The following is a 12,621-nucleotide window of genomic DNA, read 5'->3' as shown; positions in this document are numbered from 1 at the left end:
CGGCGCGCAGGCGCTCGCGGGCACCGGCGGCCCGGCGCCGCAGCCGGCCCCGACGACCACCGTCGACGAGCCGCCGTACCTGGACGAGCCGCTGACCGACTGGACCCGCCGCATCATCGACGCACCGGTGCGCGGCAACGCGGCGGCGGAGCCGGGCGTCGTCGACGAGCTCACCGCCGCGCTGCTCGCGGCCCGGGACGCCTGGCCGGTCAAGACCGAGCTCGACCGGGTGAAGGTGCTGTTCGTCGCCGACACCGACGGCCAGCGGTCGTTCGGCGCCGTCTTCCACGACGGCACCCGCGCCCAGTTCGTCGCGTCCTACGCGCCCGAGGACGTCCCCGTGGCGACGCTCGCCACCGGGCAGCACGGCGGCCGGGAGACCGGCGGGCTCGCCCCGCTCACCCTCTTCGGCGTCAACCGGTCCGGCTTCACGGTCGCGATCGTCCCGCCGGGCTGCTCGGCCGAGCGGTCGACGGCGACGCAGGTGGGGCCGGACAGCACGTTGCAGCACACGTGGGCGGCCGGCGGCGAGTACCTCGTGCTGCCCGACCCCCGCGTCTGGCTGCGGGTGACCTGCGGCGGCACGCTCCGGGAACTCGCCGACAGGGCGCTGATCGGGGACCCGTTCCGCAAGATCGAGCCGACGCCGGCCGAGCGCGGGGAGGACCTGCCCGACATCGCCAGGGTGCTGCTCCGCAGGTGGCCGACCGTGCCGGGCCTCGACGTCCAGCGGTACCGAATCCTCTGGGGCGGCACCCCGCCCGGCGAACACCGGCCGGTCGTCGTCGGCCTGGGTGAGCTCGGCGACGGCTCGGTGCTGGTGAGCGCGGTCGCCGGCACCGGTGACGCCATGCCGGTCACCGCCGTCCACGGTGCGGTGCCCCAGCAGCCGCCGAAGGACTTCCCGACCGCCCGGATGACCACGGCCGTGGCGGCATCGGACGCGATGGTGACGGTCCGGCTGCCGGACGAGGAGCGGATCGGGTACTCCGAGCGCCTGCTCGTGATCGCCCCGCCCGGCGCGACGCGGCTGCGGGTCACGGGCGGACCGGTCGCGACGGTCACGCTGACCGACGGCGTCGGGGTCCTCACCGCGCCGGCGCCGGCCACGCTCACGATCGAGGCGCTCGACGCCGACGGCCGCACGCTAGCCACGCAGACCGTCGCCGAGCCCCGGACGGAGCGGTTCCTGGCCGGCCAGGGGCTCGTCAGCGAGTGGGGTTAGCGCAGCTCCAGCCGCGACGCCGAGGTCGTCGTCATCGAGCAGGCGGCGATCCCCGACGACTGTCCGGAACTACCTCGACGGCCCGATCGGTAGCGCATACGGTGTCGGGCGTGACGGACTTCTATGAACGGCCGTACCGGGACGGTGACGCCGCCGCCGTGGCGGAGCTCATCAACGCCGTCGCCGCGGCCGGCGGCGGGCCCGGTGGGCACGCGCCCTCCGACGTCGACGACGTGGTGCGGCACGAGGTCGCCGACCCGTCCGCCGACACGCTGCTGGTCGTCGACGGCGACGGGCGGCTCGCGGGCGTCGGCCTGGTGCCGCTGCCGCCCGCGGGGGGACATCGACTTGAGTTGATCGGGGGCGTGCATCCCGACCGGCGCGGCGCCGGGCTCGGCCGCCGGGTGCTGGCCTGGCAGCTGGAGCGGGCCGCGGCTCGGCACGCCGAGGTCGCACCGGACGCGTCGTGGGCGGCGCAGGTCGTGACCGGCGTCGCCGACGCACCCACGCTAAGGCTGTACGAGCACTTCGGGTTCACCGTCGCGCGCCACTTCCTCGAGATGTCGGCGCCCACGACATCGCCGCCGACGGTGACACCGCTCGATGGTTTGAAGCTTCAGCAGTACCACGGGAGCGAGGAACGACAGGTGCACGCCCTGCACAACACGGCGTTCCAGGACCTGTGGGGCTTCCAGCCGCGCACCTTCGACGCGTGGGCGGCGCTGACCGTGGCCTCGGCGACGTTCCGCCCCGACCTGTCGCGGGTCGCCGTCGCCGGCGACGCGATCGTCGGCTATCTTCTGGCCTACGGCAGCGACACCCCCGGCCGCGTGTACATCGGACAGCTCGGCACCGACGCCGCCTGGCGCCGCCGGGGCATCGCGAGCGCTCTGCTCGCCGACGTGCTGGACGCGGCCGGCCGGGCCGGCTACACGCACGCCGCCCTGGACGCCGACGCCGACAACCCGACCGGCGCGGTGGCCACCTACGCACGGTCCGGCTTCACCGTCGACCAGCACGTCATCGCGTTCCATCGACCCGTCTAACTTGCGCGACCAGGCGATCGCCGGCGCTGTCATCAAAAGTTCGCCGCTGACCCCGGTCGGGGCGATCCGGGCGGGCGCACGGCCGTGAGCCCGTCCTCCGTGCCGTAGAACAGGTACGGCCGCAGGTCGGGCGCCGCTTCCAGGGCCTCGTACAGGCGCGCCGGGCTGGCGGCCGGGGCCGCGAGCAGCGGCTGGGTGCCGAGCAGCGCCCGCAGGCCGGAGAGCGGCCACGGGGCGCCGACGAGCCGCCGGATCCGCGCCAGGGTCGCGACGCCGTCGGGCGGCACCCGGTCCACGTAGATGTCGGCCGTCGCCGGCAGGTCCCACCGGGCCACGACCGGGCTGCGCCGGCACCCGGGCAGGTGCACCCCGGAGCGGGTGCCGGTCTGCCTCGTCCACCACTCGAGGTCGACCCTGATCTCGCCGGACTCCCACGCCTCGAACCCGAAGCGGCCGAGGTCCACCGGCGGGGCCGCGCCGCCCGCGGCGACAGCGACGGCGACGACCTCGGCCGGCAGGCGGACCGCGTGCTCCTCGACGTAGTGGGCCAGGCCGGACGGCCAGAGGAAGTGCGTGCCGTCGGTCAGCTCCGCGCTGCCGTTGCCGCGCCCGCACAGCCGGCAGACGGAGTAGCCCGCGGCCACGACGTAGGCCGTGCCGGAGCGGAGGTACGCCGCCACCGCCCGCTGTTCGCCGGGGTCCGCGCCGGGGTCGACGAAGTCGCACACGTCGGGCAGGTCGTCGGGCACCCGACGGCCGTCCCATTTCCCGATCTGCCGGAGGACCGCGCGCATGGGCGTCAGGCCCAGCCCTTGCGGGCCGCGTGCCAGCCCAGCTGGATGCGGGTCTCGGCGCCGGCCCGCAGCATCAGCGCGTGGATGCGCCGCTGGACCGTGCGCAGGCTGGTGTCGAGCTGCCCGGCGATCGCCTGGTCGGTCAGGCCGGCCAGCAGGAGCGCCAGGATCCGGCGGTCGAGCGGCTCCAGCTCCGTTCCCGCGTCGGTCCACAGTGGATAGGCGTGCTCCCACAGCTCCTCGAACAGCGCGATCAGCGCGTCGAGCAGGCCGCTCGCGTGGACCAGCACCGAGGCGGCGGCGGTGTGCCGGCCGGACAGCAGCGGGAGCATCGCCACCTGGCCGTCCGCGATGATCATCTTGACCGGGGTCTTCTCGATGACCCGGATCTCCTCGCCCTCGGCGATGCTGGCCGCGGCGAGCTGCACGAGGCCGGGCTCGGCGAGGGACGCCCGGTCGACGATGACGCGGTACCGCACGCCGCGGCGCAGCCCGTCGTCCCCGGCGGCGTTGTCCTTGTGCGGCACCACCTCCAGGCCCGGCACGACGAGCGAGCGGACGTCGTGCCGGGCGGCCGCCTGCACCTGGGCGAACCGGTGCCGCACCGCGTCGACGTCGGTGATCACCTCGACGACGCCGGCGCCCCGGGCGGCCTCGGTGCGCCGGTGCTCCTCGGCCAGGGCGAGCAGCGCCAGCTCGGCCGCCTGGAGCTGGTCGCGCTGGTGGCGCAGCAGCGCGCCGAGGGCGATGGCCGGCGGCGCGGCGGCGTAGGTGCCCTGCGGCTCGGCCACCGCGAGGCCCCGGGCCACGAGCGCGGCGAGCAGCTCGGCCGTGCGCGGCCCGGGGTCGCGGGCGGTCAGCTCGTCGAGCGTGCCGCCGCCCGCGACCAGGCATCGGTACAGCCGTTCCTCGTCGGGGTCGAGGCCGAGGGGGCCGAGCATCCGCCGATCATAGGGCCGTCAGCGCCAGTCGGGCACTGCGTAGGCCCGGATCACCTCCTGCTCGATCGTGTTGCCCCGGTCGTCGCGCGCGGTGGCGCGCAGCGACACGTAGCCGGCGCCACGTGGCGGGACGAACCGCGCCACGCCATCGATCAGCGGCGTTCGCTGCCAGTGCCGCCCGTCATCGAAGGAGATCTCTACCGACAACGCGACCACGGTACCGCCGCCGACCGCGCCCGGCAGGTGGCCGGCCTTGACGCCGACCGCGTTGCGGCCCGGCCGCGCGGTGCCCGACAGGTCCGTCTCCACGGCGTAGTCGAGCTGGAGCAGCGGCAGGATGTCGATCCGCGCCGGGTCGCCGACCGGCTGCGCCTTGACCGTCCATGTGGTGTGGGTGCTGGTCGAGAGCCGGTACAGCGCCGGGTCCCGCGACGCCTGCAGGTCGAGCGTGTACGTCAGCGGTCCGTCGGTCGACGGGCTGACGTACGCCGCAGGCCACTCGGAGTCGGCGACGAGCTGCCCCTCCTCCCAGACCCGGAACCGGCGCTGGTCGGTGCCGTCCTGCATGTACCCGCCGTGGTCGGTGCCGCTGTCGGTCCACGGCTGCACGTTGAACTCGGCGAAGCCGACCTGCCGCGACGACCACCAGAAGCCGGATCCGTTGCGCGGGTGCGCGACGGGCGCGAACCAGTCGCTGACCTGGCGGCTGCCGGCGCGGTACGCGTGCACGCCGGAGCGCGACTCGACCGCGTAGCCGGGGCCGGTGAGCGAGGTCTCGGCCCAGCTCGTGCCGCCGGGCGCCGACACGTAGTCGGTTCGGGTGCCGGGCATCGTGACCGACTGGAGGAAGCCGACCGCGACCGGGCGGTACGGCCGGAACGCCCAGCGGTACTCGCCGCTCGGGGTGGCGGTCGTGCCGTGGAACCGCATGTCGACCCGGGCCAGCTGGTCGGGCCGGGGCCGGTAGGTCAGGTCGGCCGGGATGCGCCCGGGGTACTGCGCGACCAGGTCGTACACGTACGGCGAGTCCGGCACGCCTTCGACCCGCAGCCGGCCGGGCAGCGCCGCGCCGGCCCGCTGCGTCACCGAGACGACCGGGACCGGGCTGGGCGAACCGTCGTCGGCGCCGACCCACTCGAGCAGCTTGCCGGGGCCGTCATTGACGACGATCAACAGCCGGGCGCCGGCCGCCGCCGCGTTCGCCGCGCGCTGCGCCGGGCCGACCGCGTCGGAGCGGGTCACCACGACGGCCTTGCCGCGGACCCGCCTGCCCGCGTAGTCCTCGGCGGCGCCGATGCCGGCCCGCACGACGTCGAGCTGGTCGCGGCCGTCGTAGAGGCTGGAGCCGGGCTGGCCGAGGAACGGCAGGTCGTCATTGATGGTGAGCAGGGGGTACGCCTGGCGCCAGCGCGTCTCGTACTCGAAGGCGCCCTTGGTGACGCGCTTTGTCGGCAGTACCAATGCCTCGTCGTACTGCGGCGGGAGGATGATCTGCTCGTCGAGCGTCGATGCGGCGCCGTCACTGCGATACCAGTTGAGTTGCAGGACCCGGTCCTCGACCTTCGGCCGGCCGGGCAGCTGCGCCGTCACCTCCCTGGCCTGGCGGGCGTCGAGGGTGACGCTGCGGTCGCGGTCGAGCACGATCTCGGGGTCGCCGAGCAGGGCCATGGCCTGCGAGTCCGGGCCCCGGCTGCCGGTCACCGGGACGAGGGTGAGCGCGCTGTAGACGCCCTTGCGGAGACGGACGTCGAGGTCGCCGTCGAAGGCGTAGACGTACGGGTCGACCTGGCCGAACGCCTGGAGCTCCAGGTAGCCCTGCACCGGCCGGCCCTGGCGGTCGCGGACCGAGACGTGCAGGTTGTGCCGCTCGTCCTCGGTGTACAGGCCGAACTGGGTGCGGACCGTCGTGCCGGCGGTGGTCGCGGTGATCTGCCCGAGGTACCGCCGAGCCGTCATCGCCATCGATGGCCTGGCGGTGATGGTGACCGATGCGCTGCCGTGCGCCGGGACGGTCACGGTGTCGGCGGAGAGGGTGAACATCTCCTCGGGTGCCGGTGTACCGGCGTCGGCCGCGGGATCGACGTCGTAGGGGCCGCCGGCGATCGTGGCGGCCTCACCGAGCGCCAGGGTCACCGGGGCGCCGCCGCTGTTGGTGTAGGTGACGGTCCGCGCCACCGGGGCCGTGTCGTCGTGCGGCCAGCCGTAGAAGCCGAACCACAGCGAGCCGGTCGCGGTGACATCGGCGTCGAGCGATGCCGGGATGTCGACCCGGCCGGCGCCGACCGCGTAGGCGTCCAGCTGGGGCAGCGCCTTGCTGCTGCCCATGAGCGCGTCCTTGAGCCGCGCGCCGGTCCAGTCGGGGTGCTGCTGGGCCAGGATCGCCGCGGCCCCGGCGACGTGCGGGGTCGCCATCGAGGTGCCGGACATGGTGGCGTAGCCCCCGCCCGGCGCGGCCGCCGTGATGTCCACGCCCGGGGCGGCGATGTCGGGCTTGAGCCCGTAGTCGCCGTACCGCGGCCCGCGGCTGGAGAAGTAGGCGAGCTGGTCGTCGCGGTCGACGGCGGCGACGGTGAGCGCCGCGTCGGCGACCCCGGGCGCGCCCATCGCCGCCTCGGCGCCGGTGTTGCCGGCCGCCACCACGAACAGGGTGCCGCTCTGCGCGCTGAGCGTGTTCAGCGCGGTGCTCACCGGGTCGGTGCCGTCGCTCGGCAGCGAGTCGCCGAGGCTCATGCTGACCACCTTGGCGTGCTGGGCGACGGCCCACTCCATGCCGGCGATGACCCACGAGTCCTCGCCGGTGCCCGCGTCGGACAGCACCTTGCCGGCGATGAGGTCGGCGTCCGGCGCCACGCCCGGCTCGGCGCCCGTGCCGCCGACGGTGGAGATGGTGTGGGTGCCGTGGCCGTTGCCGTCGTCGACGGTCTCGCCGGGCACGAAGCTCGCGGTCGTGCTGACCCGGCCGGCGAGGTCGGGGTGGTCGAGGTCGACGCCGGTGTCGAGCACGGCGACCTTCACGCCCTTGCCGGTGAGGCCCCGGGCCCAGGCGGCCGGCGCGCCGATCTGTGCGGTGCTCTCGGCGAGGTTGGCTTTGACGGTACCGTCGAGCCACAGTTTGCCGCTCGTGCTGCGCTGGGCGAGCACGCCGTTCCAGGTGTCGCGGATCTTGCGTTTGCCGGCCCGGACGGCGGCGCCCTTGACGCTCGGCAGGTCCCGCACCTTGGCCGTGTTCGGCGGTGCTCCGGCGGCGGTGGTGATCAGCGGCAGCTCGGCCCGCTTCGCGTCGTCGTAGCCGCTGCGCACGAGCAGCGAGACGTTGAACAGCCGCCGGTCGAGGCGGTCGGCGGCGACGAGCGGCAGGGCCTCGTCCGGCCAGACGTAGAGGTCGCCGCCGATGGTCTCGGTCCGCACGCCGCCGGGTGCGCGCTGCGGGCGGCGAACGTCCGCGATCTGTTTCCCGCCACCGACGTCGATCAATCGCACGACATCGCCGGTGATGAGGGTGACGGTGGTGTCTCGTCCATGCTGCGCCTGCTTCGCCGGCGCAGGCGCGGCGCCCGCGGGCGTGACCGGTCCGGTCAGCAGCCCGAGCAGGGCGAGAGCGGCGACCGCGGCACCCGCGCGGCGCCTGCGGCGTTCGTCGATGAGCATGCACGGTGTCTACCGGCACCGGTCGATGCGGCGGAACGCCCGCGGCCTGGCAGGAACCCGCCACGGCACGAACCCGCCAGGACAGGGCGGGCCTAGGAATCCTCGACCAGCATGCAGCCGCGCTGCCCATCGGCGTCGATCAGCGCGAACAGGAGCGGGGCGGCGCCGAGGTTGAGGCGGAACGGCGTCCAGTTGGTGGCCAGGCGCAGCAGGAGCCGCCACGGCCCGCCGGCGGGCTCCTCGCGCAGCGTCACCGGCTCGCCGCGGCCGATGCGGTCGTCGTCCTGATCGTCGGCCGCGTCGTCCTCGTCGACCAGGTACTCCTCGTCGCACACCGTGGGCCCGGTGGCTTGTTCGACGGCCGGCCCGTCGTACGCGCCGCCGGGCTGGATGATCACCGCGTTCTCGCCGCCGTCGGGGAAGATGACGTCCGGGTCGAAGTCGTCGTCGTCGGCCGCGGTCACGAAGAGATAGGCAAGCTTCTCTTCCTTCTGATCATTGATGCTGATCTGTGCGACGAACCGCATCGGCGTGCCCCAGGCGGCGCTGAGCGGCCACCGCGGCACCTGCAGCCAGACCGGCTGGCCACCGAACTTCGTCACCGGCCCTGCTACGGCCCGCTCGGCCCGCCGGTACCCCACGATCCGCCCCACGGATCGGTCACTCTACCGGCAGGCCGGCACCCACCCGGTCCGCGGAGGGGCGTCCGTCGCGGGGCGGCTGCGCCACTACGCCGTTCGACGTAGGCCGTCGAGCACGATCCCGACGGGGTAGGCGCCCGTCTCCGCCGCCAGCCCGGCACCGCGCAGCAGCGCGAGGACCTCGGGCAGCGCGACGTCCGCGCGCACGGCACCGGCCGTCTGCGCCACACGGAGAAGGTCGTCGATGGCGGCACGCATGGCCGCCTGCTGCCCGGTCTGCTGCGCCTTGACATCGATGCCGGCCACGCGCAGGGCATCGGTGAGCGTCTTCTGCCGGCCGGCGTCGGCGACGATCCGGGTGAAGAACGCGAAGAACGCCGTGGCCGGGTCGGTGCCGGCGCGCAGCCGGGCGGCCTCCTCCAGCAGCTGGTCGACGCGGGCGGTGACGATGGCCTGGTACAGCGCCTCCTTCGTGGCGAAGTGGCGGTACAGCGTGCCGACCCCGACGCCGGCGCGCCGGGCGATCTCGTCCATCCGCGCGGAGAGCCCCTGCTCGTCGAGCACGGCCTCGGCCGCCTCCAGCACCTTCGCCCGGTTCCGGGCAGCGTCGGACCGGATCACGCCACAGCCTCCGTTGACAACCGGAATCGAGGTTCCGTATGTTGAAGCGGAATCACCATTCCGATTGTACCGAGGGTGGCATGCACTACATGACACTGGGCCGGTCGGGCCTGCGCGTCTCCCGCGCGTGCCTGGGCACGATGAACTTCGGCACCGACCCGCGGGCCCCGGCCCCGGAGCCGGAGGCGCGCCGGATCGTCGAGGCGTTCCTGGACGCCGGCCACAACCTGGTCGACACCGCCGACACCTACCGGGGCGGCACCAGCGAGGAAGTCGTCGGCAGGGCGATCGCGCACCGCCGCGCGGAGGTGGTGCTGGCGACGAAGGCGGCGGTGCCGCAGGGCCCGGGCCCGAACGACCGCGGCCTGTCCCGCGCCCACCTGACCCGCGCCCTGGACGCGAGCCTGCGCCGCCTGGGCACCGACTACATCGACCTCTACCAGTGCCACGTGCCGGACGCCGAAACTCCGATCGAGGAGACGATGGCGACCCTCGACACGTTCGTGCGCTCGGGCAAGGTGTTGTACCTCGGGTGCTCCAACTTCACCGCGGCCGGCATCGTCGAGTCCCAGTGGGCGGCGTCCCGGCAGGGCGGGACCCCGTTCGTGAGCCTGCAGGCCAGCTACTCGCTCATCGCACGGGCGATCGAGCCGGAGATCATGCCGACCTGCCGCCGCCTGGGCCTGGGCGTGCTCGCCTACAGCCCGCTCGGCGGCGGTCTGCTGGCCGGCCGCTACCGCCGGGGCGCGCCGCCGCAGGAAGGCTCCCGCCTGGCCGAGTGGTCGGCGATGCCGAGCCCGGCGGCCAAGGCGTACGTGGACGGCCTCCTCTCCCCGCGCCACTTCGACATCGCCGACGAGCTGCTCGCGGTGGCCGCCGAGCTGGAAGCCGCGCCGGCCGACGTGGCGCTGGGCTGGCTGGGCGCCCGCCCCGACGTGACGTCGGTGGTCCTGGGCCCGCGCACGGCCGACCAGCTGACGGCGAACCTGGCGGGCCTGACCTACGAGCTGCCGCCACTGGCGATCGCCCGCCTGGACGAGGCGAGCCGGTCCACGGTCGGGTCGCCGGTCACCGGCCGGCACTGACCCACGGATCGCCCGACCACGACCGACCTCCGCCTGCGGGCCGGCCCGGCTACGGCCGGCATCGGTCAGCAGGCTGGGCTGACCCAGGGGCCGGCCGGCCACGGCCGACACCGGTCAACGCGCCGAGCCGACCCGCGGGTCGACCGGCCACGGCCGACACCGGTCAACACGCCGGGCCGACCTACGGATCGGCCGTCCACGGCTGGCATCGGTCAGCGGGCTGGGCTGACCCAGGGGTCGCCCACCCCGGCGGCGAGGTGGGCCTCGTAGCTCGTCACCTTGGCGTCGATCAGGGCGAGGCAGTCCTGCAGCTGGGCGAGCTGGGCGACGACGTGGTGCCGGTGGGCGCGGAGCAGCTCGAGCCGCTCGGCCTCGTTGCCGCTGCCGTCGCGGACGAGCCGGGCCAGGTGGGCGATCGTGGCGAGGGGCATCCCGGACGCCCGGAACTTCACGCAGTTGGCCAGCCACTCGACGTCCCAGCCGGAGTACACCCGCCGCCCGGACGAGTCGCGGCGGACCTCGCCCGCGAGCAGGCCCTCGCGCTCGTACAGCCGCAGCGTGTGCACGCTCAACCCGGTCCGCTCGGCGACCTGCCCGATGCTCAGCTGCTCGTAGCTCACGCCATCGACCGTAACCTTGACCTAGACCGAGGTCTAGCTCATAGCGTCCGCCGACATGAGCAGCGACACCACCCTTCGCACCGCCGACGAGGTCCTCGCCGGCATCGACCTCACGGGCAAGACGGCCGTCGTCACCGGCGGCTACTCGGGCATCGGCCTCGCCACCACCCGCGCGCTGGCACGAGCCGGCGCCCGCGTGATCGTCCCGGCCCGCCGCCCGGACACGGCGAGCGCAGCGTTTCCGAGCGACGCGGGCGTCGAGGTCCACGCGCTCGACCTGGCGGACCTCGACACGGTGTGGACCTTCGCGGAGGACTTCCTGCGCCGGCACGGGGCGCTGCACATCCTGATCGCCAACGCCGGTGTCATGGCCTGCCCCGAGACGAGGGTCGGCCCGGGCTGGGAGGCGCAGTTCGCCATCAACCACCTCGGCCACTACGCGCTGACCAACCTCCTGTGGCCCGCGCTCACCGCCGCCGGTGGCGCCCGGGTCGTGGCGGTCGCCTCGGGCCGCAACCCGGACTGGACGATCCGCTGGGACGACGTGCACTTCACCGGCGGCTACGACAAGTGGGCCGCCTACACCCAGTCGAAGTCCGCCAACATCCTCTTCGCCCGCCACCTCGACCTCCTCGGCCGCCGCCACGGCGTGCGGGCGTTCTCGGTGAACCCCGGCTGGATCCGCACGCCACTGCAGCGGCACCTGACCACGGCCGAGATGGTCGCGGCGGGCTGGATCGACGCCGCCGGCGAGTCGCTCCCGGGCCTGTTCCGCACCGCCGAGCAGGGCGCGGCGACCCAGGTCTGGGCGGCCACCGCACCGGAGCTCGACGCCCACGGCGGCCAGTACTGCGCCGACTGCCGCCTCCTCGACAGCCCACCCACCGACGAGGCGGACGCGGCCCGCCTGTGGTCGCTGTCCGCCCAACTCACCGGCCTCGACCGCATCGCCTGAAATCACCGACAGGGGGCTGTCGCCGGCGACGACGACGGTGAGGAGGTACACGGTTTCTCCCTTCGTGACGAGAGGTGACCCAATGGCGGCTTTCAACGGCATCGGCTGGTTCGAGGTCGGGACGGACGACCCGGCGTCCGCCGAGCGGTTCTACGGCGACGTCTTCGGCTGGACCGTCGCCGCCGACGACAGCCGGAGCGCGGATCCGGCCTACCGGTTCTTCGCCACCGGCGACCCCGAGGGGCTGCGGGGCGGGCTCTTCGCGACCGACGGCCGGGTGCCGAACTACGCGATCTTCGCCGTGCGCGTCGCCGACGTCGAGGACACCTGCCGCCGAATCGAGGCCGCCGGTGGCAAGATCCAGCGCCCGGCCCAGACGAACACGGGCGGCGTGACCTTCGCCCACGTCATCGACCCGTCGGGCAACCTGTTCGGCGTCTTCGCGGTCAACCGCGGCTGAGCCCACGCCCACAACACCCGCCCGGCCAGTCGCGGCCGAGCCCATGTCGCGGCGGCACCAGGTCAGCCGCGGCCGAGCCTTTGTCGCGGCGGCCCGCCGGCCAGTCGCGGCGGCCCAGGTCAGCCGCGGCCGAGCCTTTGTCGCGGCGGCCCACCGGCCAGTCGCGGCGGCCCAGGCCAGTCGCGGCCGAGCCTTTGTCGCGGCGGGTCAGTCGAGGCTGAGCTGGCGGACCAGGTCGCGCGGGATGTCGAGGTCGGCGCTGCGCAGCGTGCGCGGCGCCGGCACCTCGGCGGTGACGGCGACCGAGCTGATCCGGTCGACACGGAACGCGCGTAAGGAGTCGCGGAGCCGGCACCAGGCCACGACATACCAGTGGGCGGCCTTCCCGACGTACCCCATCGGCTCGATCTCCCGCAGCGTGGCCGAGCCCGCCCGGTCGGCGTAGCCGATGCGCAGCACCCGGCGGGTCGACACCGCGTCGGCCACGGCCCGGGGGCCCGGCCGGGGCGGGGCGGTGTGTCCGACGAGGGGGCTGCGGGCGGGCAGGTACAGGGCCCGCACAGCGAGGAGGGGAGGGCGGGGGGT

General features: G+C 74.4%; 12 protein-coding genes. 5 read left to right on the top strand and 7 right to left on the bottom strand.

Annotated elements, in window-relative coordinates; all coding sequences use genetic code 11:
* Positions 1 to 1,225: hypothetical protein (locus ABZS66_RS56725; protein WP_354772497.1), on the top strand; the 1,225-nt coding region annotated here is incomplete at its 5' end.
* 110 nt (positions 1,226 to 1,335) lie between these two features.
* The gene (locus ABZS66_RS56720; RefSeq protein ID WP_354772495.1) at positions 1,336 to 2,271 is read left to right on the top strand and encodes a GNAT family N-acetyltransferase; all 936 of its coding nucleotides are present in this window, start codon (positions 1,336 to 1,338) and stop codon (positions 2,269 to 2,271) included.
* Positions 2,272 to 2,303: 32 nt separating this feature from the next.
* Here ABZS66_RS56720 and ABZS66_RS56715 read toward each other — a convergent pair whose 3' ends face one another.
* The 5 genes from ABZS66_RS56715 to ABZS66_RS56695 form a co-directional block, all read right to left on the bottom strand.
* Positions 2,304 to 3,065, bottom strand: coding sequence for a hypothetical protein (locus ABZS66_RS56715; protein WP_354772493.1), 762 nt, complete (start codon positions 3,063 to 3,065; stop codon positions 2,304 to 2,306).
* A gap of 5 nt (positions 3,066 to 3,070) precedes the next feature.
* On the bottom strand, positions 3,071 to 4,006 hold the full coding sequence (locus tag ABZS66_RS56710; RefSeq protein ID WP_354772491.1) for a transcriptional regulator TrmB: 936 nt from the start codon (positions 4,004 to 4,006) through the stop codon (positions 3,071 to 3,073).
* 18 nt (positions 4,007 to 4,024) lie between these two features.
* A complete protein-coding gene (locus tag ABZS66_RS56705; RefSeq protein ID WP_354772489.1) occupies positions 4,025 to 7,654 on the bottom strand; it encodes a S8 family serine peptidase in 3,630 nt (1,209 codons plus the stop codon).
* 92 nt (positions 7,655 to 7,746) lie between these two features.
* Positions 7,747 to 8,307: a hypothetical protein gene (locus ABZS66_RS56700; protein ID WP_354772487.1), complete on the bottom strand. Its 561-nt coding sequence runs from the start codon at positions 8,305 to 8,307 to the stop codon at positions 7,747 to 7,749.
* Positions 8,308 to 8,382: 75 nt separating this feature from the next.
* Complete coding sequence (locus ABZS66_RS56695) at positions 8,383 to 8,916, bottom strand: helix-turn-helix domain-containing protein (RefSeq protein ID WP_354772485.1); 534 nt, start codon at positions 8,914 to 8,916, stop codon at positions 8,383 to 8,385.
* Between the two features lie 80 nt (positions 8,917 to 8,996).
* Between ABZS66_RS56695 and ABZS66_RS56690 the strand changes: the two genes are divergently transcribed.
* Positions 8,997 to 10,001, top strand: coding sequence for an aldo/keto reductase (locus ABZS66_RS56690; protein ID WP_354772483.1), 1,005 nt, complete (start codon positions 8,997 to 8,999; stop codon positions 9,999 to 10,001).
* Between the two features lie 212 nt (positions 10,002 to 10,213).
* Here the strand turns inward: ABZS66_RS56690 and ABZS66_RS56685 are convergent, their stop codons facing one another.
* On the bottom strand, positions 10,214 to 10,621 hold the full coding sequence (locus tag ABZS66_RS56685) for a MerR family transcriptional regulator (RefSeq protein WP_354772481.1): 408 nt from the start codon (positions 10,619 to 10,621) through the stop codon (positions 10,214 to 10,216).
* Positions 10,622 to 10,676: 55 nt separating this feature from the next.
* Between ABZS66_RS56685 and ABZS66_RS56680 the strand changes: the two genes are divergently transcribed.
* Together ABZS66_RS56680 and ABZS66_RS56675 are read left to right on the top strand one after the other, a co-directional pair.
* Positions 10,677 to 11,576 (top strand): SDR family NAD(P)-dependent oxidoreductase, encoded by a 900-nt coding sequence (locus ABZS66_RS56680; RefSeq protein WP_354772479.1) that lies wholly within the window; start codon positions 10,677 to 10,679, stop codon positions 11,574 to 11,576.
* 82 nt (positions 11,577 to 11,658) lie between these two features.
* The gene (locus ABZS66_RS56675) at positions 11,659 to 12,036 is read left to right on the top strand and encodes a VOC family protein (RefSeq protein WP_354772478.1); all 378 of its coding nucleotides are present in this window, start codon (positions 11,659 to 11,661) and stop codon (positions 12,034 to 12,036) included.
* A gap of 207 nt (positions 12,037 to 12,243) precedes the next feature.
* On the opposite strand, the gene ABZS66_RS56670 is transcribed toward ABZS66_RS56675, so the two are convergent.
* The coding region (locus tag ABZS66_RS56670) for a WYL domain-containing protein (protein WP_354772477.1) at positions 12,244 to 12,621 on the bottom strand (378 nt) is incomplete at its 5' end.

Source organism: Dactylosporangium sp. NPDC005572, assembly GCF_040605515.1.
Lineage (GTDB): Bacteria > Actinomycetota > Actinomycetes > Mycobacteriales > Micromonosporaceae > Dactylosporangium.
The sequence above is the reverse complement of the archived record's forward strand: the minus strand, read 5'-3'. Positions and strand labels throughout refer to the sequence as shown.

Bases quoted from the DNA above. Each gene is read 5' to 3' on its own strand.
- ABZS66_RS56715 (WP_354772493.1), bottom strand. From the start codon at position 3,065: ATGCGCGCGGTCCTCCGGCAGATCGGGAAATGGGACGGCCGTCGGGTG.
- ABZS66_RS56710 (WP_354772491.1), bottom strand. From the start codon at position 4,006: ATGCTCGGCCCCCTCGGCCTCGACCCCGACGAGGAACGGCTGTACCGA.
- ABZS66_RS56680 (WP_354772479.1), top strand. From the start codon at position 10,677: ATGAGCAGCGACACCACCCTTCGCACCGCCGACGAGGTCCTCGCCGGC.
- ABZS66_RS56690 (WP_354772483.1), top strand. From the start codon at position 8,997: ATGCACTACATGACACTGGGCCGGTCGGGCCTGCGCGTCTCCCGCGCG.
- ABZS66_RS56675 (WP_354772478.1), top strand. From the start codon at position 11,659: ATGGCGGCTTTCAACGGCATCGGCTGGTTCGAGGTCGGGACGGACGAC.
- ABZS66_RS56705 (WP_354772489.1), bottom strand. From the start codon at position 7,654: ATGCTCATCGACGAACGCCGCAGGCGCCGCGCGGGTGCCGCGGTCGCC.